The organism is Bradyrhizobium acaciae (assembly GCF_020889785.1).
Classification (GTDB): Bacteria; Pseudomonadota; Alphaproteobacteria; order Rhizobiales; family Xanthobacteraceae; genus Bradyrhizobium; species Bradyrhizobium acaciae.
In genome coordinates, this window is the sequence record NZ_JACMYK010000116.1 from 1 (window position 1) to 23,263 (window position 23,263).

Genomic DNA, 23,263 nt, shown 5'->3' on the forward strand with positions numbered 1-23,263 from the left:
CGGCGTTGGTTGTGAAACGGATTGGGGCCCCAAGCCGCTCAGCAACAAGCATTCGGGGTAATGGATCCTGGCTTTCGCCAGGACGACGCCGAAGATGTTGCGCGGTTTGTGAATCGCGAGCGCCCATGCTCGAAAACGCGCTAAGGCACGTCGCCTCGCCTGATCGGGCCGACGGTTTGCGGCCGGTTGAGGAAGAACTCGCGGTTGCCCAGCGCGGCCTCCGCGTACTGGTCGATCGCCACGATGATCGCCTGCACGTGCTGAAAGCACCAGCCTTCCCGCGTTGCCATGTGCCGGACTTCGGCCAACGCCTTGATCCAGGGCGCGTGATCATCGCTGTCGTGGAAATACCGAAGCGGCTCTCTCATCTTTCCTCCGGCAGATCACGTCTTCCAGCTCGGCGCGCTTGCGCGACAGCAGCAGCTGCGCCGACGCACTGTCGCGCCCGGCGCGCCTGAGCTGGTTCACCGATAAATCCAGCGCGCGCAACTCGGCGCGCAGCCGCTGCATCCTGACGACGTCATCACGCACGCGCTTCGCCGGCGACGAGCTCCCGCTTCGCCGCGCGCAGGAAGATGGGGGCCGCGGCGCGGCGGCGCGGAGCAACGCTCGCATGCACGATGATCGGCTCGCGGTCGCCGAGCAAGCTCCGCTCCTCGACCAGACGGCTCATCACCAGGCGCATCTTCAGGAGGTCCCCGGCGACGAAGGCACAGTCCTCATCCCGGTTGATCTGCTGGCGCATGATGGCCTCGGCCTCGAGCATGCTGACGCGCAGCGCCCTGATCTGCCTGCGAATTTCGCTGATACGGTTGTCCATGGCGACCTCCTATTCACGGTGGAGGACAATTAGAACAAAACAAGAACATGAAGTCAAGCGGCGACGCCAGCCGTGATCGGCTTTGTCATCGACGCACGATCCGGCGGGTTCCTGCCGCGGGTACAGTTTCGCGAATTCATCGTGAGGATGTCGGCCGTCCAGTGAGCTCGGCGAAGCGTCGGCGAACGCGCACAGCCCGGCAGCCTTTTTCAGTTGCAGCCTCGTCCGCACCGGTCTCTCCGCGTCGTCGGAGCTCTTCAATTCAAAGACTATCGATCAGGGACAAACGACCGACACATGACTGTGGAACAATCCGCCGTTAGAACTTGTCTACTCAAATAGACAAATTAAAATGGGTATCGATTCCGTTTCGATCATTACGCAGTGACATGACGAAGTCCTCCAAATTGGTTGCCGCCAAGCGCGGCAAGGTTCTTCTGGTTCGACGCCGCTCGGACGGGCTGTGGATGTTTCCCGGCGGACGCAGGCGCGCGCGAGAGACCGGGAAGGATTGCCTCAAGCGCGAGATCAAGGAAGAACTGCCGAAGCTCAAGCTCGGCAGGCTCAGCCTCTGGAAGGAAGTGACGGCCAAGAACAAGCGTTCCGGCCGCAAGATGAGCGACGCGATCTTCATTGCCAAGAACGCCAAGGGACGACTGGCGATCGGCGACAAGAAGGAGATCGATCGCGCCGCCTGGCAGAAGCCGCGCGGACTTCGCCTGACGGCGACCTCGCGCTACATCCGCGACCGGCTGTTTCCGAGAAAGCAGCGGCGCCGGCGATAGACGGCGAAATATCGCTGCCTGCAAGAGACCGACCTTCCAGCCAAAGAAACGGCCCCATATGACGCTCAGGGAAGTGCGGCGATATTTGGCGACGTGATTTCGCGCTGCGCAGTTCCGCCAAAGGAACACCGTACTGATCCGGATTTCTGAAGAGATAGGACGGTCGTAATACAAGTCCTGCCGGCGCTACCGTTCTTTACAGAGCATTTTGTCACGGCTGAGTTTTTACAGACCCATTGTAACCGGCAGAAAAGGGCCGCCGATGCGACGGCCCTTTTCGATTCAGTGATCGTGTTATTCAGGTCGTCCTCGCGACACTTGCCCTATCTCGCTCATTGTCATGCAAACAAAGAGGCCGCCAAACGGCGGCTTTTTTGTTGAGTGGCCCCAGCGACCTTTGGGGGCCTGGGAGGCAGTCGCTGGGGCCATCTACCGGCCCGGGTGGCGCGGTCGGGCCAGGTGGACTTCCATCAAATCAGAACAGAGCAACGGCAATCATGGCGATTGGGCAAAGTCCCAAAACAACGATGCCCGCTCGAAATATGACTTCGGACATGACATGCGCCCTTCAATGGAACCCCTAAAATATGCCTCCGCGAGAGCCGCGCAAAGTGCAGTTTGTGCCAGTTCTCCGCATCGCCCAATCTTGACGCGTCAATGCAGATCAGCCGCCGAAGCACGCGCCAAGGCGGCGGCGTTCAGACAGCAAAACTCACGCGCCCCCCCTGAAGATCGCCGAGGAGCAGGAGCGTTTGGCATGCTATGCTGATTTCTTGGGCTTCGCGCACCGCTGACGCATGCTACGAACGACGTGATCCGTTCCGATCGGACCATGACATCAGCCGGAATACCGTCCGAATGACCTTCCCCTCCAACCGCCACCGGCGGCTGTTCAGAATCGTGTCCGCGCGCTGGCAGCGCCGGGCCATCTTCCTGCTGGGCGGCATTGCCGTCGGTGCGGCGGCCGTGGCGCTCGCACAGTTCGCGGATCTGGCGCAGATCGGCTTCTCTGCGCTGGTGTCGCATGTCCGTTATGCCTCGCTCGTGGTGACGCCCGCAGGCTTCGCCCTGTCGGTCTTTCTGACCAACCGCTTCTTTCAGAACGCGCAGGGCAGCGGAATCCCGCAGGCCATCGCTGCGCGCCACCTGACCGACCAGACCGCGCGCGAGAGCCTGGTTTCGCTGCGCATTGCGGCCGGCAAGATCCTGCTGACCCTGCTCGGCCTGTTGTGCGGCGCGTCGGTCGGGCGCGAGGGACCAACGGTGCAGATCGGCGCGTCGATCATGTTTGCGCTCGGCCGCTTCTCGCCCCGGCGTCAACCCGGCCTGATCCTTGCCGGCGCGGCCGCGGGTGTCGCGGCGGCCTTCAACACGCCGCTCGCGGGAATCGTGTTCGGCATCGAGGAAATGAGCCGCGCCTTCGAGACGCGAACCTCCAGCCTGATCATCGGCGCTGTGATCGCCGCGGGCCTGACGTCGCTCGCGCTGATGGGCAACTACACGTATTTCGGCACCAGCGCGACGGGCTTGCGCAACGGCACCGACTGGCTCGCGATCCCGCTCTGCGGCGTGGCCGGCGGTCTTGCGGGCGGCCTGTTCAGTCGCATCCTGGTTGCGACGGCACGCGGATTTGCCAACCCGGTCGGGCGCGCGATCAAGCGCTATCCGGTCGGCTTTGCCGCGATCTGCGGATTGGCGGCGGCGATTTGCGGGATCGCTTCGGACGGTGCGATCTACGGTACGGGATATCAGCAGGTCAAATCCGCGCTCGAGGCCGGATCACAACTGCCGGAGAGCTTCAGCGTCTGGAAATTCCTGGCGACCATATTTGCCTCGATCAGCGGCATGCCGGGCGGCATCTTCGCGCCTTCGCTCGCGGTCGGCGCCGGAATAGGCTCCAACATCGCGCCGCTGTTTCACGGCGCGCCGCTGCCGGCCATCATGCTGCTCGGCATGGTTTCATATTTCGCCGGCGTGGTTCAGGCCCCGATTACGGCATTCGTGATCGTCACCGAGATGACCGACAACCACGCGATGGTCGTGCCGCTGATGGCCGCAGCCCTGATCGCCCATGCGAGCTCGAAGCTGATCTGCAAGGAGGGCGTCTATCACGCCCTCGCCAAGGGATTCATCGATCGGGCCTCGCCGGCGCAGCAGGTGACGCCGGTCTGACGTCTCTGACCGATCGGGCCTCAGCCGTTATAGGCAAACAGCTCGATCGGCTCGCTGAAGCCGCGCACCGCGTGCTCGCCGACATGTTCGAGCGCGAAATCGTGCTCGACGAGATCGGCGAATGCGCGGGACAGCAGCACGTTCTTTTTCAACTGCTTGGTCAGGGCTTCGAGGCGCGATGCCATGTTCACCGCAGGACCGATCACCGTGAAGTCGAGCCGGCTCCGCGACCCGATATTGCCGTACATGACGTCGCCGACATGAACGCCGATGCCGTAATTCATCGGCGCCCGGCCCATCATGCCGTTCCTTTCGCTCAGCGCCGCCATCGCCTCGCGCGCCTCGGACACCGCATGCATCAGGTTGGCGCAGGCCTTGGGATCGCTCAGCGGGAAAATCGCGAGCAGGCCGTCGCCGATGAATTTCAGGATTTCGCCGCCATGCCGCGCAATCGGCTCCGACATCGCGTCGAAATAGTCGTTGAGCAGATCGATGACGTCGTCGCGCGGCCAGCTATCCGAGATCCGCGTGAAATCCCTGAGGTCGCAGATCATGATCGCGGCACGCACCGTGGTGCCGCTGCCGCGCCGCGTCGCGCCGGCCAGGATCATCTCGCCGGCATGGGTGCCGACATAGGTCTCGAGCAGCGTCCGCGCCAGGCGGTTCTTCATCCGGATCTCGCTGACCAGCGCCAGCACCGGCAGCACCGTCTTCAGGCTGGCGATATGCGCGTCATCGAACCCTCCGGGACGGTCGGTCGCGAAGGTCACGACATGCCGCTTGCCGAGCGTGTGCAGCAGCGGCCACGCTACATAGTCGGTCAGGCCCTGCGCACGCATGTCGTCATAGAGCGCATGCTTGCGGCCACCCGCCCGTTCGAGCCGCTCGCGCACCTCGCTGGCGCCCTCCTGGATCTCGTAGACGGAACTGCCGATATATTCCGAACGCTCCCTCACCTCGTAGTCGACCCGCGAGATATCCGCCTCTTGCTTGCCGTCAGTCCACATGATCCGGGCGCCGAGCCATTGCGGATGCTGGATCAGCAGATTCATCGTCGCCCGCTTGATCGGGATGCCTGCGCCCTGCAGCCGCAGGCAGAGCTCGGCGAAGATGTTGTCGATGAAGCGCTCGTCGCGGGTCTCGTGGGTCAGCCAACTCACGACGTCGCCGTCGGACTGCGGCGTGACGGCATCGATGTTGGGCGCGTTCATGGCTGGCTCCGGAGCGGCGGGTTGGCAGGCGATATGTCGTGCTTCTGCCCGGCCACGTCAACGCTGCCAGCGGCATCGTGATCGCGTAAATCGGCACGGTCGGCCGCCGCGTGACCCGCTGATGACGGGATGCTCTGCCCGCGAGCGTGACCTACCCACCGAGCGTGACCTACCCGCCCAGCCGGTCGACCTCGGCCTTGCCGGCCTTCATCACAAGCGGAATGTGCTCGCCCTGGCCGAGCAGGCACGACACGTCGCGCAGCGGATTGCCTTCGACCACCAAGAGATCGGCAAAAGTCTCCGGCGCGATGCGGCCGAGCTTGCCTTCCATGCCGAGCACCTCGGCACCGATGATGGTGGCGCTGGCGATCACGGCCCGCGGGCCTAGCAATTCGGCGCGGATTCGGAACTCGTCGCTTTGCAATCGCTGCGACGGCCCGAGCAGGTCGGATCCGTAGCCCATCTTGACGCCGGCCTCGCGGTAGATCGCGAGCGAGCGCAAGCCGGCGTCGCGCACGTCGGCGACCTTGGCGACGCTCGCCGCAGGCAGACCGTACTTCGCGCCCTCATTGGCGAGTGCTTCATAGGTGACCAGCGTCGGCACCACATAGGCGCCCTTTTCCGCCATCAGCTGTGCGGTCGGAGGATCGATCAGATTGCCGTGCTCGATGGTGCGCACGCCGCAGCGCACCGCGCGTTCGATCGCCTCCGCGGTGTAGGCGTGGGCCAGCACATAGGTGTGGCGCGCCTTCGCCTCGGCGACGATGGCGCGGATCTCGTCCTCGGAATAGCCGTACGCGCCGATCGGATCGGTCGGCGACGCGACGCCGCCGGACGCCATGATCTTGATCTGGTCGGCGCCCATCTGCAGCTCCTCGCGCACCGCCTTGCGCACCGCATCGACGCCGTCGACGACGCGCGCGATCGCGCCGACCCGCACGCAGCAGGAGCAGGTCGGATCGGCCAGGTAGTCCGAGCGGGCGCGCCCGTCGCCATGCCCGCCGGTCTGGCTCAGCGCGCGGCCGGAGACGAACAGCCGCGGACCGTCGGTCAGGCCGGTGTCGATCGCCTGCTTCAGCGCATAGCCGGCGCCGCCGGCATCGCGGACGGTGGTGAAGCCGCGCTTCAGCATGCCGCGCAACAGCATGGTCGAGCGCAACGTCACCAGCACGTTGGCCATGCGGGCCTGCTGCGACAAATCGAGCTCGACGGCGACCGCATGCACGTGCAGGTCGATCAGGCCGGGCATCAGGGTCTTGCCCTTGAGGTCGATGACCCGGTCGGCCGAGGCCTCGATCGGACGGTCGGAGACTTCCTTGATCAGGCGATCCTCGACCAGCACGTGGTGCCCTTCGAGCAGGTCGGAGCGCAGCGGATCGAGCAGCGCGGCATTCTTGAACAGGGTCGTGGGCATGATGGTCTCCTAAGCGCCGCGATCAGACGGCTTCGCTTGCGATGTCTTCCAGCGACCGTCCGCGTGTCGGCACACCCATCAGCACGACGGTCAGCGCGCCGATCAAGAGGACGGATGTGGTGACGCCGAACACGCCGGCAAAGCCGAAATTCGGATAGAGGTAGCCGACCAGGATCGGCGCCACGATCGCGCCGATGCGGCCGATCGCGGATGCGAGCCCGGCCCCCGTGGTCCGGATCGATGTGGGAAACACTTCGGCGGTGTAGGCATAGACGCCGGCATAGGTGCCGTTCATGAAGAACGACAGCAGCAGGCCGGCCGCCATGATCTCCCCATCGCTCTTGGCAAAGGCGAGCCCGAGCGCGCTGGCGCCGCCGAGCAGCATATAGGTCGCAATCGTCGCCTGCCGTCCGATCCGCTCGTTGAAAAAGGCGGCGGTGAAATAGCCCGGCACCTGCGCGCAATACATCGCGAGCGAATAGCCAAAGCTCTTGGTGATGCTCATGCCGTTCTGCACCAGCAGGCCGGGAATCCAGACGAAGAAGGAATAGTAGCTGAACGTGATCGACAGCCACATGATCCAGGTCATGGTGGTGATGCGGGCCTGGCGGCCGGCCAACAGCGCGGCAAAATTGCTCCGCAGCGTCCCCGTTGAGACGGCCGGCGCAGCCGGCTCGGCGATTGGAGCCGGCAGCGCGCGGCCTTCGCGCGCGAAGCCGGCCTCGATCTTGTCGAGCACCGCTTCGGCCTCCGTCGCCCTGCCCCGGCTCTCCAGCCAGCGTGGCGATTCCGGCAGCGATCTCCGCCACCACAGCAGCATCACGACCGGCACGGCGGTAATCACGAGCACGATGCGCCAGCCGTTCTCGTAGGCCGGCACGATGAAATAGCCGAGCAAGGCAGCCGCGACGAAGCCGAACGAGAAGAAGCCGGCCAGCGCGCCGGTGAAGGCGCCACGGTAACGCCGCGCCACGAACTCCGCGAGATATGGCGCGATGATCGCGCTCTCCGCCCCGGTGCCCATGCCGGCGACGACGCGCGCGGCGAAGAACGCCGGCCAGCTGTCCACCGTCGCGCTGACCAGCGAGGCCACACTGTAGAGCGCCAGCGCCGACATCATCACCGCCCGACGGCCGATCAGGTCGCCCAGCGTCCCGGCCAGCAGCGCGCCGAAGAGATAACCGACGAAGGTACTGCTGCCGAGCACGCCGGTCTCCACGTTGGTGAGCCCCCAGGCGGTGCGCAGCACCGGCAGGATGAACGCCAGCACTGCGGCATCCATCGCGTCGAACAGGTAGCCCAGGCCGCCCATCAGCAGCAGGTGCACATGGAAACGCGCGAACGGCAGCCGCTCGATGCGCGCCGAAATCATCGACATGAAATTAGCCCCCCTCCGCCCCACGGTCGGCACGCGCCGCGGGGTCGGTCCGGGGGAATGATAGACAAATCAACATTATGGGAATAATTTATAATTGTTATCTAGCACATCACCATTGTGAATATTGCCCGTGTCGTTCCGCACGCTCGACCTCAACCTTCTGAAAGTCTTCGAGGCGCTAATGACCGAGGGCAGCGTCACGCGTGCCGCCAGCGCGCTGACGATGACCCAGCCCGCGGTCAGCAACGCGCTTGCCCGCCTGCGGGACGCGCTCGGCGACCCCCTGTTCGTGCGAACGGCGAGCGGGATCCGCCCGACGCAGCGCGCGGTGGCGCTGTGGCAGCCGATCGGCGACGCGCTGGAACACGTCCGCCACGCGCTCGACGAGGACGCTTTCGATCCACGGCGCACCGAGGCTCAGTTCAGCCTGTCGATGTCGGACTACGTGTCGTCGCTGGTGATGCCGCGGCTGCTCAATCGCCTCAGTGAGGTCGCGCCTTCGACGCGCATCCATACTCTGCCCAACACCATCCTCGAGATCGGCGACCGGCTCGAGGACAACCGGGTCGATTGCGTGCTGAGCGTCTATGTCAACGAGGCGCAGCAGCCGCCGGCCGCGATCCGTTCACGCTCGCTATGGACCGTCGAATATGCCTGCATGATGCGGCGCGACCATCCGCTGGCGAACAGGAAGCGGCTCAACGCGCGAAGCTTCCTCAACGCCAAGCATGTCGATGTCAGCCTCGCCGGCAAGACGCTGCCGACCTACGACCAGTTCCTCGCCTCGCGCGGGCTGTCGCGCAACCTGGTCACAACGGTCAATCACTACAATGCCGCCTACGAGATCGTGCGCCAATCCGACCTGATCGCGGTGCTGCCGCGCGATCTCAGCGCACAGTCCCGCCACGCACCTTATCTGCATGCGGTGCCGGTGCCGCTGCCGGCGCCGCCGCGCGTCGTCAGCCTGTTCTGGCACCAGCGCAACGACACCGTCCCCGCGCAGCGCTGGCTGCGCGAGACGCTGGTGGAGTTGTTCGCGCGGATGGAGTGAACCGTCGCAAGGTGTGCCCCCGTCAGGTCGATGTGGGCGCGGGCTCGATCGAGGCCGCGTCCGCCGCCGGCGACGGGACGCTCCGCACCACCGGACGTCCAAGCAGCCGATGCAGCGCAAGATAACTCACCGCCGCGACGCCGATACCCGTAAGCCAGGACAGATCGACCCCGCCTGTCGCCAACGCAAGCGGACCTTGCATCGCCCTGATCGTACCCATCTGGAAGGCCCACGCCGCTGCGAAGCCGGCGGCAAAGGCGATCAGCCCGGCCCAGTTGAAATCACGATCCCGACCAGGCTCCGCGTAGAGCGAGCCGACATCGATGCGGCCGCGTCGCACCAGATAGAAGTCCGCGAGCGTGACCCCGGCCCACGGGCTGATCCAGACGATCAGGGCGACCATGAAATTGTCGAAGGCATGGGCAAAATCGCCCGACTGCAGGAAGGCGTACAGGATCGCAGAAGCGATCAGGCCGGAGATCACCGAGATCACCCAGCGCGGCCGCCGCAGATCGAGCGCGAGCGACGACAGCGCCGCCGAATAGATCACGACGATGTTGGTTGCGATCGGACCATGGAGCAGCACCAGCAGCACGGGTAGCGCCATCGTGCCAAACGCTGCGATGATCAGCTTCGACGGGTCGGACCCGGCGCCGGCGGATGCAATGGCGGCACCAAGGAACGCGAGCCAGACCGTCGGCAGGAACATGCCGAGGAATGTCGCCCGGAACACACTGGCGGCGCCGAGCGAGGGCCTGGCGAAGCGGGTATAGTCGGACGCATAAGTCAGCCATGAAATGCCCCAGCCGATGCCGATCGCGGTCATCAGTTGCGTCGCCGCGGCGAAGGCCGGCATGCCGGTGACGGAAGCCGACTGCCACTTGATATCGACGCGCAGGAAGGCGAGCGCGGTCATGACCGCCATGATCAACAGAATGAACGGCATGGTGTAACGCTCGAACATCTTGATGGCATTGAAGCCCCAGGCCGCGATACCGACCTGAAACAGCATCACCAGCACCGCGATCGCGTATTTGAGCTCGACGCCGCCGCCAATGCCCATCCGTTCGAGCGCTGCCATGCAGAGGTCGAGCACGATCCAGGTGTTGATCGCGACCCATCCCATCGGCATCAGCACTTGCGCCAGCGCCGGCAGATAGGCACCGCGCCGGCCGAACGCCAGGCGGCCAAGCACCATCTGCGGCACGCCGGTGCGATGTCCCATCAGGCAGAACGCGCCAAACAGCGCCGCACCGAATAGATTGCCGACAACGATGACGGCAAGCGTCTGCAACAGGCTGAGGCCGAGCTGGATGCCGAGCGCGCCCAGCACCCAGTTGATCGGCGCGATATTCGCGCCGGTCCAGATCCAGAACTGATCGAACGATGACGATGTGCGGTGCGCCGCCGGCACCGGCTCAATTCCATGGGCATCGAAGCCGGCCTCATCCTGTGCCGGAAGCTGTGTCTGCTTGAGCAACATGTTTCCCCCGTTGTCCGGCGCATTGGTTTGGGCCGGGATGGGGTATCTGAGCAGCAGGCAGCCGCGGGGTGATAATGAGAAATCCTCAAGCCAGGTTGAGGTGACGTCGAGAGTGAAGTTTGCGGGCCGAATAGCGACAGATCGCGCCGCAATCAGGCTCGCACGGCGCGTCTCCATGGTGCGCGGCTTCACTGTTGAGATTTTCTCAACTCACTTGCCGGATTCGTCAATCACGCCGCAGGCGGCACTCGGTCATTGTGCAGCCAACGCATTGTTGCCCAATCAGCCGAGGCCAGGGATGACGACACTTCTCCATATCGATGCCAGTCCGCGCGGCGACCGTTCGGTCAGCCGGAAGCTCTCGAAGTCGTTTGTCGAGCACTGGCTGACGCACGAGCCCGGCGCCACCGTCATCTCGCGCGATGTCGGCCGCAACCCGCCGCCCCTCATCACGGAGGCGTGGGTGGCCGCCGCCTTTACCGCGCCCGGCGATCGCACGGCGGAGCAGCACGACGAGCTTCGTCTCTCAGACGAGCTGATCGACGAGCTCGACCGCGCCAATGTGATCGTGATCGGGGCGCCGATGCACAATTACGGCATGCCGGCAGCGTTGAAGTCGTGGTTCGACAAGGTGATCCGCATCGACAAAACCTTCAGCTTCGATCTTGCACGCGGCGACTATCCGCTCGAGCCGATCATGCGCGGCAAGACGCTGGTGGTGCTGAGCTCGCGCGGTGAATTCGGCTTCGGCCCCGGCGGAGTGCGAGAGACCATGAACCATCTGGAGACCCACATCTTCACCTGCGCCCACTATCTCGGAGTGCAGGAAAGCCACCTGATCGCGGTCGACTACCAGGAGTTCAACGATGAGCGCTACCGGCGGTCGGTCGCCGATGCCTTCGCCGCGATCCCGCTGCTGGTCCGGCAGTGTCTTGGAATCGATGGGCCTGTTAATGTGGCGGCGGAATGATGCGCCGCCGTCTGCCGGCTGCACGAGGATGATCCGATGATACGCAATCCCATCCCCTGGCCGAACGGGGCGCGCTGCGCCTGTGCGATCACGTTCGACGTCGACGCCGACAGTCTGATTCACATCGCCCGGCCGAAGGATTCGTTCGACCGGCTCTATCCGATCACGATGGGACGTTACGGGCCGACCGTCGGCGTGCCGCGCATCCTTGAGACCTACCGCCGCCTCGGCCTCAAGCAATCGTTCTTCATGCCGGCCTGGACCATGCAGCGCTATCCGGATGCGGTGGAAGCGATCCTCGGGGATGGCCACGAGATCGGCCATCACGGCTACATCCATGAGGATCCGACGGAGATTTCATCCGCTGAGCAGCGCGAGGCCTTCGAACGCGCGCTGGGCATTCATGTCGCGATGACCGGGCGCAAGCCGCGCGGCTACCGCGCGCCGGTTTACAATGCCAACCAGGCCACGATCGACCTCCTGATCGAGCACGGCTTTGTCTACGATTCGTCGCTGATGGCCGACGACATCCCGTACCAGATGCGCACCGCGCGCGGATCGCTCTACGAGATGCCACCGCACTGGGGATCGGACGACTGGCCGCCCTTCGCCCATTATGCCGAGATCGGCTATATGATGCCGGTCAAATCGCCGAGCGAGGGCCTTGCCGCCTCGTTCGAGGAGTTCGAGGCGGCCTATGAGGCCGGCGGATTCTGGATGGGGATCTGGCATCCGTTCCTGACCGGCCGGCTCGCCCGCTGGCGCGTCGTAGAGCGCTGGCTCGAGCGGATCGTTGCCGAACGCAAGGTTTGGTTTGCGCCGCTCGAGGCGATCGCCGCGCATGTCGACGGCCTGGTCAAGGCAGGCACCTATCAGGTCCGGGTCGAGACCCTGCCCTACTTCATGCGGCCCGTGACATGACCTGCTGCGGGGCGGAGCGGAACGCGGCCGCCTCTCCGCGCAGCCAATCGACGAACGCCGTCACCGATTTGCGCCGGGCAGCAGCCGGCGCGTCCACGAGACGGTAGGCAAAGCCCGGAAGCGCGGGGCCGTCGAGCCGACGCAGCGTGCCCTCGCGCAATTGCTCGTCCACCAGCGCATCGCTGCACAACAGAGGTCCGAGCCCGCGCTCGGCGGCATGCAATGCCAGCGGCTCCTCGCTGTACCAGGAGATGCGGAAGTCCCGGCCGGGATCATGATCGGAGCCCGCGAGCCATGCGGACCACGCAGGCGAATCCAGCGCGGCGTTCTTCCAGCGGAACGCCAGCAGCGATCGCGAGCGGAGGTCGTCAATGGCGAGACGGCCATCCGGCGGGCAGATCGCGCTCGCCGCAACGGCAATATAACGGTCGCTGAACAGCACCGAATCTGCACCGGCGCGGTCAGCGCGTCCGTAACGAACGGCCAGATCGACGCCGTCGGCGCCCGGCGCCCTGATCTCTTCGGTCGCATCGATATGGACCACGAGGTGAGGAAACGCCGCATTGAAGCGGGTAAGCCGCGGCATCAGCCAACGTTCGGCGAAGGCCCGCGTGGTCGATACGGTGATTGCATCGCCGTCGACCGGCGGCCGGATCGCCGCAAAGGCGCTCGCCATGCGGTCGAAGCCGTCGCGCAGCAACGGGAAGACCGCATGGCCCTCCGCGGTCAGCACGACCGCGCGACCCGAGCGCTCGAACAGCTTGCGTCCGAGGATCGCTTCGAGCTGACGGACCTGGTGGCTGATCGCCGTCACCGTGACACAGAGTTCATTGGCGGCGGCGGTGAAGCTTTCGTGGCGCGCCGCGGCTTCGAACGCGCGGACGGCATTGAGCGGCGGCAGCTTGCGCATGGTTGGTTCTCCGCGCTGACGGTATCAGGCGATGAGAAAGTGAGCATCGGTCGGCCGCATGTCGTTCACCGGCACCATGTCCTGCGGACAGGCGGAGAACACGATGACCAGATCCATCTCGGCACGCAGCGCCACGTACTGCCCGGCCTCGCTGACGGGAGACTTGAAGTCCAGCCGTCCGCTGTCGGAGACGGGGACATTCATGAACAGGTTGAGCGGCGCCGGTGTCACCGCAGCCGACAGGCCGACCGCCTCGAGCGCATGCGCCAGGTTCTGCGTGCAATTGGCGTGATGGCCGACGGCGCCGAGCTGACGATAGCGGTGAATGTCGCAGGCCGCGATCAGCGTGTCGTGTATTCCCGGCGTGGTGTCGGCGACGAAGGTGAGGATCGCGCGGCGCCTGTTGGTCGTCATTGTGTCGCCCACGCGGGGAATGAGCCGCAGCATCGATGCCCGGCTGTGCTCCATCGACATGTACTCGCCGGTGTCGCCGGCATTGAAGGCCCAGGTGTCGACCACCTGCTTGCCGTGGGTATTGACCACGGTGACCGTCTCTCCCGCGTCGAGGCGAGCCGCCACGCCATGACGAGCCGGGATCAGACGGGCGTGGGTGAGATCGGCGGTTGCTGCGGTCACGTGGTGTCTCCTCAAGCTTCACTCGCGCCATTGGAGCACTGCCGGCCATGCAATTCTAATAATATTAATTGTGTCCATTATAGCAGATTCGTATAGTCGTCCCATGCGCCTGAGACAGCTCGAATGCTTTCGTGCCCTGATGCTCCACGGCACCATGACCAGGGCAGCCGAGCTGCTCGGCATGTCGCAGCCCGGCATCAGCACGATGATTGCGGGCCTCGAGCACGAGACGGGCCTGACGCTGTTCCTGCGCCGCGGCGGCCGCCTGCAACCGACCCCCGAAGCCAAACTGTTCTACGTCGAGGCGGCACGGGCACTCGAAGCCGTCGAGAACGCATCCCGCGTCGCCGCCGAAATCAGGTCCGGCCGGCGCGGTCATCTTGCCATCGCGGCCTATCCGAGCATCTCGATCAAACTGCTGCCGCGCCTGCTGTCGCAGTTCGCCAGGGACCGGCCCGAGTTGCAGGTCAAGATCATCACGCGCAATTCAGCGACCGTCCGCGAGCTGGTTTCGACGCAGCAATTCGACCTCGCGGTCGCCGAACTGCCGCTCGATTATCCGACCTCGCACATGGAGGTGTTTTCATATGACTGCATGTGCATGCTGCCGCATGCGCATCCGCTTGCGAAGCTGAAGCAGATCACCCCTGATGACCTCGACGGCGTCCCGTTCGTCACACTGTTCCGCGGTGACCCGATCTACCAGCAGCTGGCATCCGCCTTCTCCGAATATGGCGCGCGCTGGAACGTGGTCGCGGAGACCGAATTCTTCTCGACCGCGTGTCAGCTCGTCGCCGAGGGCCGCGGCGTCGGTATCGTCGATCCCGTGGTGAGCAAGCCGTTCACCGAAGGCCTCGCCATCCGCCCGTTCAGGCCGAGGATCCAGTACCAGATCGCCATTCTCTCCCCCACGCACGAAGCGCCGTCGCAGATGGCGCAGGATTTCGTCAAGCTGCTGCGGCGCGCCTTGCGCGCCTGAGACATCCCCGCACACCCGCTTGCAGCAGCTTCGGAGGCAAACGATAAACCGCTTGCGCACTACCAATAGTTGTGGAAGCTTGGTTCGATACTTTGGGGATAATGATCATGATTAGTCGATTTGCGGTCGCAGCATTTTGCTGCGCGGTGATGACCGGTTGCGCGACCTTACCTACCGAGCAAGCTGATGGAGTCTCACTAGCCCTGGTCGAGACCCGGGTGAAGTGCGAGATTGGGCGAGCCTACAAGGAGCTCGGCAGCCGAGTAGATGCATCCGGCAAGCACATTTTCCCTGATCTAAGCAGATGGGCCGCGGCCGTCACGCTGTCTATGTTGGTAGACACCACGGGTGGAATAGCTCCATCAGGTTCGGCGATCGGACCATTTGGAAGCCTGAGCCCGCTTGAGATATCTGCTGGTGCAAGCCTCAACGCCAAGCGTACTGCTCTGTCCAATGTTTACACGGCGTTTGCAGAAGCTGCATTGCACGACTGCAGAAACATCCCTGTCGGCATTTTGCTCGAAGGTAATCTCGGCCTGGCGGAGTGGATTATCCGTGTCTTCGAAGACCAACTCAAGGTTCAGCAGGCGGCCGAAGCAGGCGCTGGAATCGAGCAGGTTTTGCCATTTACGGGCAAAGATAAGTCAATTGGATACACGCTTGATTTTCTTACAACCTTGAACGCAGGCGTAACTCCGAACTGGGCCTTCAGCGGAGGCTCGATCAAGGCCGGCTTCGCATACGAGGCAAAGCTAACCAATTCGCTCGACATCGCGATGGTCCAGATGAGCCCGGGGGATTTCGAAAAGATCTTCCAACCCGTGCATATCAAGGCGGTGACCAAGCAGGTGGATGAGATCGATGCAAGCAGCCCCTCTCTCGTGAAAAGGAAAAAGACTGTCATAGTGACTCCGGCGCGCACGGAATATCGCTATGTGGGAAGAACCGGTATCGGCTACGAAACCAAGGGCAACCTGGACGCGGTTCTACAACAATTGAACAACAAGCTTCTCGTTCAAAGCCTTAGGAGATAGCGCCACAGGGAAGTCGCAAGATGTCGTGGCGCGCCAACTTCGCTCGGATATTGTTAGGCGTGGGACTGGCCCGCTCGGGCCAGCAGCCTCGCTGACATCCTGTATCCCCGTAACCACACGGGGATTAACGCTCTTGCGACCTGGGCCTCCCTTTCCAATTGACGCTATCGGGGGCCAAGGTGATAGGCTACCGCCATTTCAGGCGGCCATTTCAATGCGCGAGCTATTTGCACAGTATCAGCTGTTGCTGACGATCTTGATCTTCGTGCCGCTCGAGCTGCTGTTTGCTGCGAGGCCCCAGAAGATTTTCAGGCGCGGCCTGCTGACCGACATGGCCTTCCTGTTTCTCAATGGCTGGTTGGTGTTCGTCGGCGTGACCGCCGTCCTCGCGGTGGCTACTCTGGTCAATCAGTGGATACTGCCATCAGCGGTCAAGCAGGCGGTCGGGGATCTCCCTTATCTGGTGCAAGTGCTCATTGCGATCCTGATCGGGGACCTCGGAGTTTACTGGACCCACCGCACCCTGCATGCCGTGCCCGCGATGTGGCACATCCACGCCGTTCATCACGCGGTCGAAGAACTGGACTGGCTCGCCGCGGTCCACCAGCACCCGCTCGACGTGACATTCATGAAGGCCGGTTCGCTGTTTCCGCTTGTCGCGCTCGGCTTCTCCGGTGAGGCGGTCGGGACCTATCTCGCCCTCTACTACTGGCAGACCTGGCTCACCCATGCCAACGTGCGCCTGAGCTACGGCCCCCTGCGCCATGTCCTGGTGTCGCCGGAATTTCATCACTGGCACCACAGCAGCGAGCACGAAGCCAGAGACAAGAACTTCGCCGGGCTGTTCTCGTTCTACGATGTGCTGTTCGGCAGCGTCTATCTTCCGCAGGGGCAGAAGCCGAAGACATTCGGGGTCGATGAGCCGATGCCGTCCCGCTATCTGCCTCTTCTGGCCCATCCGTTTGTCGTGTGGGCTTCGAAGCACAAGCGCGACGATCCGTCAGGCACCCAGGCACAGCGGCAATGAGGCGTGATGAACCCAATCGGGATGGTTGAGCATCTAAGTGGAGCGGACAGCGGTCGAACGGAAGACTGGCCGAATCTCGGTCAATACCGAGACGGCAATGCTGCGATAACGCCGCCACTGCGCGCGGTGTTCATCGGGGATTCTCTGACCGAGGCCTGGCCTCACGTCGAGCCCGAGCTGTTCTCGAACGGGATCGTCGGGCGCGGCATCGGTGGGCAGACCACGCCTCAGATACTGCTGCGTTTCATGGCAGACGTCGTCGCACTGAGGCCCAGGGTGGTTCACATTCTATGCGGCTGCAATGACATCGCCGGCAATACCGGCCCGACGACCTTCCGCGACTATCAGAACAACGTGCTGGCAATGCTGACACTTGCCGAGGCGCATGACCTGCGTGTGATCCTCGGCAACTATGCCGATTACGACCACTTCGCATGGGCGCCCGAAGTCGATCCCAAACCCTGGATCCGGCGCATGAACGCCTGGATCCAGGATACCGCAAGAATGCGGGGGCATATATTCGCCGACTACCGGGCTGCATTCGGAGAGATCGATGACGCCAGGAAGGCAGCGATCATGCCTGATGGTGTCCATCCCAATGTCGCGGGTTATGCCTTGATGCGACCCGTCGCGCTCCGAGCACTAGACCAAGCCTTCGAACAGTCGGGTCCCTAGCGGCGAGGATCCGCAATCACGCCTGCAGGTGCCTCGGCGCCACTCGCAGGATATTGAATCCGAGCGACTGGCGCTGCTATCATGCACTTTTTAAGCAAACAGTTTCGATGACGAAATGAAGCATAGCTCTGGGCTCGATGCGATCAGGGGCGTTGCGATCGGGCTGGTGCTGATCAGGCACCTATTTGTTGAAATATACCCCGATAATCTGTTGGCCAAGCTGCTCGTCTTGAGCGCATGTGGAGTGGACCTCTTTTTCGTGCTGTCCGGATTCCTGATCGGAGGCATCCTGATGGACAATCGAGGCAAGCAAAATTACTTCGAGGTCTTCTACTCGCGGCGCACCCTTCGTATCCTCCCGCTGTACGTGCTTCTGGTCATTCCCATCTGCAACCTGACCGGCGAGCCGCTGACCCCGTTTCTTACTTTCACGCAGAATTTTCTTTGGGCGGATGGACGTGTCGGCAACCCGCTCACCGTCATTACATGGTCGCTAGCGGTTGAAGAGCAGTTCTATCTGATCTTGCCGGCAATCGTTCGATATTGGCCAACTGGCCGACTGCTCCATTTGATTATTGGACTTATCTGCGCCGCGCCGGTCGCCAGGGTGATGCTCAATCATGCCTATGGCGACACTGCCCCGGCATACTTTCTCTTGCCCGCACGAATGGACGGACTGTTTCTGGGGGTGTTGGCGGCATGGCTGTTCCGTAACCGCCGGAGCAATCTCTGGCTGAATGAACATCGACGAGAGTTGTACATTGGGGCGATGTTTCTAGCCGTGCCGGTGATGTTCATGACGTGGCTGATTTCGTGGCAGCAGGTAGATGGGCGAAGCCCCTTGATGCAGTACTTGGGTTATAGTGCCCCACCGCTTTTGTTTTTTGTCGTGCTGTTGCTCGTCGTGACGGGAGAGCAAGGCGTGCCCGATGCTTTGTCGCCCTTACGCTGGCTAGGCCTTGGTGCGTATTCGCTCTACCTGACGCACCGGATATGTCTGTTTCTCGCTATCGGCGTCATTGGCCAATATGTCTCGGCAATTGCGTTGGCTCTTTCCGTCCTGGTGTCACTCGTTCTTTGGCGACTGGTCGAGAAGCCGTTTATGATGTTTGGGCGCGAACGATTCAAATACAGGGACAGAGACAGCGATCTCGCCTCCATTCGACCCGTGTAGCTCCGTCGGACCAACACGCCGATGCGATCAGTGAACCACCATGCTGCCCAAATGCGTAGAGAATGGCAGTGCCGGGACAACCGAGAGCGGCCACGAAGCAGCTCCTGCTCGACCGCGCTAATGTCCTCGACATAGCCATTGCTCCAGCTCCCTCGTGCCGCGCGGCCCGGCGGCACCCCCTGACAATGCCCGCCCGATGGCGGCGATGACGGCCGCACGAACAGGCCGGCATGCAGGATTGGCAGCAGGACAGCATGGGATGAAGCCCATAGCCCGAAGGCGCGGCCCAGTGGTCAATGGCGGGCGCTGCAGCGGTTCCGGCTGCGTACCCGTTCTACATCGTCCGTTGTTCAGGACCTGAGATGAGGGCTCAAAGCGATCAATTTGGTGGGGGAGGCAGGACTCGAACCTGCGAAGCCATGAGGCGGCTGATTTACAGTCAGCTCCCTTTGCCACTCGGGACACTCCCCCGTCCAACAGCATCAGAACCGGCCGCGCGAGTGGCGGCGGACCGGGTCATCGAAATGACGCTGATAACCGCGTCGGCCCCGAAGCGGGTGCGCAGTCGGGCGCGTTTATGGGGGAAGGCGGTCCCCAAAGTCAACCAAGCGGGGGCTCAATTTGCCGGTTAAATTGCCATTCTGCGATATCAATGACACAAGCCTCACATGAGCGATCGCGACCGCAAACCCAATTTCCGAGGCAAGGGCGGTAAACCCTTCCAAAAAGGTCCGAAATTCGGCCGCCCGCCGGCCCGGCGGGACCGCGAATCCGGTTCCGACGGGCCGGTGATTCTGTATGGCTGGCACACCGTATCGGCCGCCCTCGCCAACCCGGACCGCCAGATCCGCAAGCTTTACCTCACCGAGAACGCGGCCAAGCGGCTCGCCGACGAAAATATCGCCACCCGCGTCACCCCGGAGATCGTCCGTCCCGGTGACATCGACCGGCGCCTCACCCCCGATGCCGTGCATCAGGGCCTCCTGGCGGAGGCCGATCCCCTGCCCTCGCCCGGCATCGACTCGCTGGCGCTGGAGGGCATCGTGCTGGTGCTCGACCAGATCACCGACCCGCACAATGTCGGCGCCATCCTGCGCTCGGCGGCGGCATTTGCGGTCAAGGCGATCGTCACCACCGCCCGCCACAGCCCGGAGGCGACCGGCGTGCTGGCGAAGTCCGCCTCCGGCGCGCTCGAGCTGGTCCCTGTTATCACCGTGCCGAATCTGGCGCGCGCGCTGAACGAACTGAACGACCACGGCTTCCAGACCGTCGGCCTCGACAGCGAGGGCTCGGAGGATCTGGGCAAGGTTCAGCTGCAGCAGCCGCTCGCGCTGGTGCTCGGCGCCGAGGGCAAAGGCTTGCGGCAATTGACGCGCGACACCTGCAGCGTCGTCGCCCGCCTCGACATGCCCGGCGAGATCAAAAGCCTCAACGTGTCGAACGCCTGTGTGCTCGCGCTCTATATCGGCGCCAGCCGGCTCGGGCTGATGTGAACGACAAACGCCCGCTCGCGTGACGCGAACGGGCGCTGATGTCTTCGATTGATCGTCGGATCAGTAGTAGCGGCGCAGCACCGGATGGCCGTAGCGATAGCCGTAGTGCGGACGATAGCCATAGTGATGGCGGTAGCCGTAGTGACGGTAGCCATAGTGGCGATAACCGTAATACGGGCGGCCGTAGCCTTCGCGGTAGTACGGACGCGGTGCCCAATTGCCCGGGCCGGTGTAGGTCGGTCCCTGGTTGACGTAATAGTACTGCTGCGGCGCGCTGGGATAAGCGGCATCCGGGTCGGGCAGACGCTCGACCGCGCCGTAACCGGCATAGTAGCCACCATAGCCACCGCAACCGCCGCAGCCGTAGTTCACGACGGGCGCGGAATAGCCGCACGGGTTGAAGCCGCACGCCATTGCGGGCGCGGTCACCATGACGGCCACGGCCGCAATCAGTCCCTTGATCATTTGACGCATTACTCTCTCCTGTAAATCCTGCCTGTAAATCTTGCCTGTAGGTCTTGTTGTCGTCGCGTAGCTCTTGGTGGCTATGAAGGGCCCTCTGATTGAGGGCTCCGATTTAGAAGCCTCTCGGTCGCGGTGGCCGCATCGGCGGCCCCGGCAGCGGCCGCGGCCCGTTGAACTGCGGCGCGTAGATCACGGGCGGCGGATCGACCGGCACGTTGGACTGCGCCGGCAGCGGCGCCGACTGCGCCCCCCACGATTCGTGATAGCTCTCGGCCGGCTTGGGCAGCTTGCGGTTGGCCGGCGGTTCGATCTCGAGGCGGCCGTAACCCGGCATGCGGCCGAGGCTCGGATAATAGTGGCCGACATTCGGCTCGGGATCGATCGGGCGGCCGCCATAGACGGTCGGCACCATCGAGTCGTTGCGGGCAAGCCCCATCGCGCTCTCGACCACGGCGTAGGAGGCATCGACGCCGTTGATGATGATCGGCACGCCGGGCCGCACGGGCACGACGATGTCGAAGCCGCCGCCGGCCAGCGCCGTCGAGCTCATCGCAACCAATATCGCTAGCGCAAGACGTGCGCGCATGTTCACCCAGCGTCCCGAATTGTTCCATCCGCAGCCTAATCCAACGGCTCGGCGGAAGGGTTAAGGGCGCGGGCCAAACTGGCGGTAAGCCTAACGCGTAAGCATCGGCATCCGATCAATGCCGCCGTGCGGGATCAGAAATCGTTAACGGCCGCCCGGAAGGCGCTGGCGCGTCAGGTGAAGGCGTTCTCGATGATCGAGTGGATGCCGATCACAATGGTGACCGCGCCGACTGCGATTTGCAGGCCGCGGTTGGCCCAGGTCAGCCACCGCGCCGAGGCCGCCAGCGGCACCGCGATAACGCTGGACAGCGCGCCCATGCCGATCATCGAGCCGACGCCGAACAGCGCGACATAGCCGAGACCGACCGCAGGATTCGGCGCCTGCGACACCGTCAGCACCAACAGCGCCGCCGAGCCCGCCATGCCGTGCATCAGGCCGACCAGCAGCGTGCGCCAGCGAAAGCCGTGTGCATGGCTGTGCGCAGCGCGGGCATGCGGCACGGCGGGCGCAAGCACCGCGGTCTCGCCGGCGTGGCTGTGGGCGTGGAAGTGCGTCGTGTCGCCATGCGAATGGGTGTGGAAGTGCACGCGGTCCCGCCACAGCCGCCACCACACATGCGCGCCGAGGCCGACCAGCATGACGCCGACCGCGGTCTCGATCGGCGCTGCGACCGTCTCCGGGATGGCTCGCCCGAGCAGGATCGCGGCGCCGGCAAAGATGAACAGCGTGAGCGTATGACCGAGGCCCCAGGTCAGGCCGTGCTTGACGATGTCACTGATGCTGCTGCGCCGTGCCGCGATGCTCGACACCGCCGCGATGTGATCCGGCTCCAGCGCGTGCTGCATGCCGAGCAGAAAGCCGAGACTCAAGATTCCGAACATCAATCCCTCGCGCCCGCGCGTGACGACCGATCAAACACCACATCGCTGATCTTGTCAGGCCAGCACCTCGTCAAACAAGCACCTCGTCAAACAAGCCCTGCATCGCCGCCCAGGAGCGGCGATCGGCCCGCGCGTCGTAGAGGGCTGCCTTCATGATCGAGCCGTCGGCGGTCGGGTTGGCAAAACCATGCAACGTGTTGCCGTAGCTGATCACCTGCCAGTCGGCAACCTGGCCGGCGCGCATCTCGTTCTCGAAGGCTGTGACCTGATCGGACGGCGCCAGCGGATTGTCGGCTCCGGTCAGCACCAGCACGCTCGCCCTCACTGCACCAGGCGCCGCCGGCTGCGTGGTCGAGAGCACGCCGTGAAAGCTGACGGCGGCCTTGAGCTCGGCGCCGTCGCGCGCCAGCTCAAGCGCGACCGTGCCGCCGAAGCAGAAGCCGATCGCGGCGCATCTGGCGGCATCGACCTCGGGCAGTGCGATCAGTGTCGCAAGCGCGGCGCGCGCCCGCGCGCGGAGTTTCGCGGGGTTCGTGCGCAAGTCGCCGATCAGCGTCATCGCCTGCTGCAGATCGGCAGCCTGCCGCCGCTCGCCGAACATGTCGGCCGCGAGCGCCACATAGCCATGCCCGGCAAGCCTGCGCGCTCGCTCCATCGCGAAATCGCCGAGCCCGAGCCCCTCGTGGAACACCAGCACACCGGGACGTTTCGCGCCGGTGTCCTTGAAGGCGAGATAGCCGCGCAAAGCGGCGTCGCCGCCGGCGTAGTCGATGTCGCGTGTGTGCATGCAGTTCTCGTTGAGCGGAGCGTGAGCCGGAACGCATCATGCGCAAGGGCTGCGGAACTTCACACTGGTTTGAACGCAGGGCAAGGCTGCGCCGGAACAGGCGCGGCACAGCGAGATTAGCTCGTCACAACGACGAGAGGAGACCTTGCATGACACAGCTCAAGATGCGCGGCGCCTTTCTCGGCGCAGCAGCCCTGCTCGCTTCGGCACTGGCCGGCCCCGCGATGGCGCAACAGGCCATCGGCACCGCCGCGCGCTGTTCGAACGACAATCCTGACGCCCGCTGCCAGACGATGACGCCCGGCGTCACGCGCACCGCCTATCGCCACCATCGGCGGGACGGCGATTGGCAGGGCAGCTACAACCGCTATGACCCCGGCCCTGCCGGCGTCGCGGCCGGGGTGGTCG

Annotated in this window: 24 protein-coding genes, 1 tRNA gene and 1 pseudogene; 12 read left to right on the forward strand and 14 right to left on the reverse strand. The window is 63.9% G+C overall.

What is annotated here, in order from left to right; genetic code table 11:
* Nucleotides 1-140 precede the first annotated feature (140 nt).
* The 3 genes from H8A92_RS30675 to H8A92_RS30685 are packed head-to-tail and all read right to left on the reverse strand — an operon-like array spanning nucleotide 141 to nucleotide 820.
* Entirely contained in the window at nucleotides 141-368 is a 228-nt protein-coding gene (locus H8A92_RS30675) for a hypothetical protein (RefSeq protein ID WP_163159324.1), read from the reverse strand.
* Nucleotides 331-510 carry a hypothetical protein gene (locus tag H8A92_RS30680; protein WP_229199193.1) on the reverse strand — a complete coding sequence of 60 codons (180 nt, stop codon included), beginning with the start codon at nucleotides 508-510 and terminating at the stop codon, nucleotides 331-333. Before H8A92_RS30680 ends, H8A92_RS30675 begins: the two co-directional genes overlap by 38 nt.
* A 13-nt stretch (nucleotides 511-523) precedes the next feature.
* Nucleotides 524-820, reverse strand: a complete 297-nt coding sequence (locus tag H8A92_RS30685; RefSeq protein WP_229199194.1) for a hypothetical protein — start codon at nucleotides 818-820, stop codon at nucleotides 524-526.
* A gap of 389 nt (nucleotides 821-1,209) precedes the next feature.
* On the opposite strand from H8A92_RS30685, the gene H8A92_RS30690 reads away from it, so the two are divergent.
* Together H8A92_RS30690 and H8A92_RS30695 are read left to right on the forward strand one after the other, a co-directional pair.
* Nucleotides 1,210-1,605 (forward strand): NUDIX hydrolase, encoded by a 396-nt coding sequence (locus H8A92_RS30690; RefSeq protein WP_163159328.1) that lies wholly within the window; start codon nucleotides 1,210-1,212, stop codon nucleotides 1,603-1,605.
* Nucleotides 1,606-2,463: 858 nt separating this feature from the next.
* Nucleotides 2,464-3,777, forward strand: coding sequence for a chloride channel protein (locus H8A92_RS30695; protein WP_229199195.1), 1,314 nt, complete (start codon nucleotides 2,464-2,466; stop codon nucleotides 3,775-3,777).
* Nucleotides 3,778-3,797: 20 nt separating this feature from the next.
* Here H8A92_RS30695 and H8A92_RS30700 read toward each other — a convergent pair whose 3' ends face one another.
* The 3 genes from H8A92_RS30700 to H8A92_RS30710 all read right to left on the reverse strand — a co-directional run bounded on the left by H8A92_RS30700 (nucleotide 3,798) and on the right by H8A92_RS30710 (nucleotide 7,780).
* A complete protein-coding gene (locus H8A92_RS30700) occupies nucleotides 3,798-4,988 on the reverse strand; it encodes an adenylate/guanylate cyclase domain-containing protein (RefSeq protein ID WP_229199196.1) in 1,191 nt (396 codons plus the stop codon).
* 169 nt (nucleotides 4,989-5,157) lie between these two features.
* Nucleotides 5,158-6,402: a metal-dependent hydrolase family protein gene (locus H8A92_RS30705; protein ID WP_229199197.1), complete on the reverse strand. Its 1,245-nt coding sequence runs from the start codon at nucleotides 6,400-6,402 to the stop codon at nucleotides 5,158-5,160.
* Between the two features lie 22 nt (nucleotides 6,403-6,424).
* Nucleotides 6,425-7,780 carry an MFS transporter gene (locus tag H8A92_RS30710; protein ID WP_229199198.1) on the reverse strand — a complete coding sequence of 452 codons (1,356 nt, stop codon included), beginning with the start codon at nucleotides 7,778-7,780 and terminating at the stop codon, nucleotides 6,425-6,427.
* A 124-nt stretch (nucleotides 7,781-7,904) separates the two neighbouring features.
* Between H8A92_RS30710 and H8A92_RS30715 the strand changes: the two genes are divergently transcribed.
* Nucleotides 7,905-8,831 (forward strand): LysR family transcriptional regulator, encoded by a 927-nt coding sequence (locus H8A92_RS30715; protein WP_229199199.1) that lies wholly within the window; start codon nucleotides 7,905-7,907, stop codon nucleotides 8,829-8,831.
* Nucleotides 8,832-8,853: 22 nt separating this feature from the next.
* Here H8A92_RS30715 and H8A92_RS30720 read toward each other — a convergent pair whose 3' ends face one another.
* Nucleotides 8,854-10,314, reverse strand: a complete 1,461-nt coding sequence (locus H8A92_RS30720) for a purine-cytosine permease family protein (RefSeq protein WP_229199200.1) — start codon at nucleotides 10,312-10,314, stop codon at nucleotides 8,854-8,856.
* Between the two features lie 298 nt (nucleotides 10,315-10,612).
* On the opposite strand from H8A92_RS30720, the gene H8A92_RS30725 reads away from it, so the two are divergent.
* On the forward strand, nucleotides 10,613-11,284 hold the full coding sequence (locus H8A92_RS30725; RefSeq protein WP_229199201.1) for an FMN-dependent NADH-azoreductase: 672 nt from the start codon (nucleotides 10,613-10,615) through the stop codon (nucleotides 11,282-11,284).
* Nucleotides 11,285-11,320: 36 nt separating this feature from the next.
* The gene (locus H8A92_RS30730; RefSeq protein WP_229199202.1) at nucleotides 11,321-12,205 is read left to right on the forward strand and encodes a polysaccharide deacetylase family protein; all 885 of its coding nucleotides are present in this window, start codon (nucleotides 11,321-11,323) and stop codon (nucleotides 12,203-12,205) included.
* On the opposite strand, the gene H8A92_RS30735 is transcribed toward H8A92_RS30730, so the two are convergent.
* Entirely contained in the window at nucleotides 12,186-13,115 is a 930-nt protein-coding gene (locus H8A92_RS30735) for a LysR substrate-binding domain-containing protein (RefSeq protein ID WP_229199203.1), read from the reverse strand. The two genes, H8A92_RS30730 and H8A92_RS30735, sit on opposite strands and share 20 nt — an antisense overlap.
* 24 nt (nucleotides 13,116-13,139) lie before the next feature.
* Nucleotides 13,140-13,751, reverse strand: a complete 612-nt coding sequence (locus tag H8A92_RS30740) for a DUF1989 domain-containing protein (RefSeq protein ID WP_229199204.1) — start codon at nucleotides 13,749-13,751, stop codon at nucleotides 13,140-13,142.
* 103 nt (nucleotides 13,752-13,854) lie between these two features.
* On the opposite strand from H8A92_RS30740, the gene H8A92_RS30745 reads away from it, so the two are divergent.
* The 5 genes from H8A92_RS30745 (at nucleotide 13,855) to H8A92_RS30765 (ending at nucleotide 18,640) form a co-directional block, all read left to right on the forward strand.
* Nucleotides 13,855-14,730: a LysR family transcriptional regulator gene (locus H8A92_RS30745; RefSeq protein ID WP_229199205.1), complete on the forward strand. Its 876-nt coding sequence runs from the start codon at nucleotides 13,855-13,857 to the stop codon at nucleotides 14,728-14,730.
* Nucleotides 14,731-14,837: 107 nt separating this feature from the next.
* Entirely contained in the window at nucleotides 14,838-15,764 is a 927-nt protein-coding gene (locus H8A92_RS30750; protein WP_229199206.1) for a hypothetical protein, read from the forward strand.
* Nucleotides 15,765-15,978: 214 nt separating this feature from the next.
* Entirely contained in the window at nucleotides 15,979-16,791 is an 813-nt protein-coding gene (locus H8A92_RS30755; protein WP_229199207.1) for a sterol desaturase family protein, read from the forward strand.
* Nucleotides 16,792-16,797: 6 nt separating this feature from the next.
* Nucleotides 16,798-17,466: a GDSL-type esterase/lipase family protein gene (locus tag H8A92_RS30760; protein ID WP_229199208.1), complete on the forward strand. Its 669-nt coding sequence runs from the start codon at nucleotides 16,798-16,800 to the stop codon at nucleotides 17,464-17,466.
* A gap of 115 nt (nucleotides 17,467-17,581) precedes the next feature.
* A complete protein-coding gene (locus H8A92_RS30765; RefSeq protein WP_229199209.1) occupies nucleotides 17,582-18,640 on the forward strand; it encodes an acyltransferase family protein in 1,059 nt (352 codons plus the stop codon).
* 385 nt (nucleotides 18,641-19,025) lie between these two features.
* On the opposite strand, the gene H8A92_RS30770 is transcribed toward H8A92_RS30765, so the two are convergent.
* Nucleotides 19,026-19,111, reverse strand: a tRNA-Tyr gene (locus H8A92_RS30770).
* A gap of 197 nt (nucleotides 19,112-19,308) precedes the next feature.
* Between H8A92_RS30770 and rlmB the strand changes: the two genes are divergently transcribed.
* Entirely contained in the window at nucleotides 19,309-20,133 is an 825-nt protein-coding gene (gene rlmB, locus H8A92_RS30775; protein ID WP_229199210.1) for a 23S rRNA (guanosine(2251)-2'-O)-methyltransferase RlmB, read from the forward strand.
* Between the two features lie 60 nt (nucleotides 20,134-20,193).
* Here the strand turns inward: rlmB and H8A92_RS30780 are convergent, their stop codons facing one another.
* The 4 genes from H8A92_RS30780 to H8A92_RS30795 all read right to left on the reverse strand — a co-directional run bounded on the left by H8A92_RS30780 (nucleotide 20,194) and on the right by H8A92_RS30795 (nucleotide 22,855).
* A complete protein-coding gene (locus tag H8A92_RS30780) occupies nucleotides 20,194-20,607 on the reverse strand; it encodes a hypothetical protein (protein ID WP_229199211.1) in 414 nt (137 codons plus the stop codon).
* A 103-nt stretch (nucleotides 20,608-20,710) separates the two neighbouring features.
* Nucleotides 20,711-21,184, reverse strand: a complete 474-nt coding sequence (locus H8A92_RS30785) for a hypothetical protein (RefSeq protein WP_229199212.1) — start codon at nucleotides 21,182-21,184, stop codon at nucleotides 20,711-20,713.
* Between the two features lie 173 nt (nucleotides 21,185-21,357).
* Nucleotides 21,358-22,068, reverse strand: a complete 711-nt coding sequence (locus tag H8A92_RS30790) for a HoxN/HupN/NixA family nickel/cobalt transporter (RefSeq protein WP_229199213.1) — start codon at nucleotides 22,066-22,068, stop codon at nucleotides 21,358-21,360.
* 70 nt (nucleotides 22,069-22,138) lie between these two features.
* Nucleotides 22,139-22,855 (reverse strand): dienelactone hydrolase family protein, encoded by a 717-nt coding sequence (locus H8A92_RS30795; RefSeq protein ID WP_229199214.1) that lies wholly within the window; start codon nucleotides 22,853-22,855, stop codon nucleotides 22,139-22,141.
* A 149-nt stretch (nucleotides 22,856-23,004) separates the two neighbouring features.
* On the opposite strand from H8A92_RS30795, the pseudogene H8A92_RS30800 reads away from it, so the two are divergent.
* Nucleotides 23,005-23,263, forward strand: a pseudogene (locus H8A92_RS30800) (hypothetical protein); the annotation flags it as partial.